This window comes from Acidobacteriota bacterium, from assembly GCA_018001935.1.
Taxonomy (GTDB): Bacteria; Acidobacteriota; JAAYUB01; order JAAYUB01; family JAAYUB01; genus JAGNHB01.
This window is the reverse complement of sequence record JAGNHB010000065.1, coordinates 1-392: the sequence shown is the minus strand read 5'-3', so window position 1 is coordinate 392 and position 392 is coordinate 1.

The window sequence follows — 392 nt, the reverse complement described above, 5'->3', positions numbered from 1 at the left end:
CTGGAATTTGAACCACGAACCACACGAACCACACGAACGCCGGTCGGGCTGGCCCCTTGACCGGTATTACCACGGATGAACACGGATAGACACGGATGGCTGGAATTAAACCACGAACCACACGAACCACACGAACACCGGTCGGGCTGGCCCCTTGACCGGTATTACCACGGATGAACACGGATAGACACGGATGGCTGGAATTTAAACCACGAACCACACGAACCACACGAACACCGGTCGGGCTGGCCCCTTGACCGGTTTGACCACGGATGAACACGGATAGACACGGATGGCTGGAATTTGAACCACGAACCACACGAACCACACGAACGCCGGTCGGGCTGGCCCCTTGACCGGTATTACCACGGATGAACACGGATAGACACGGA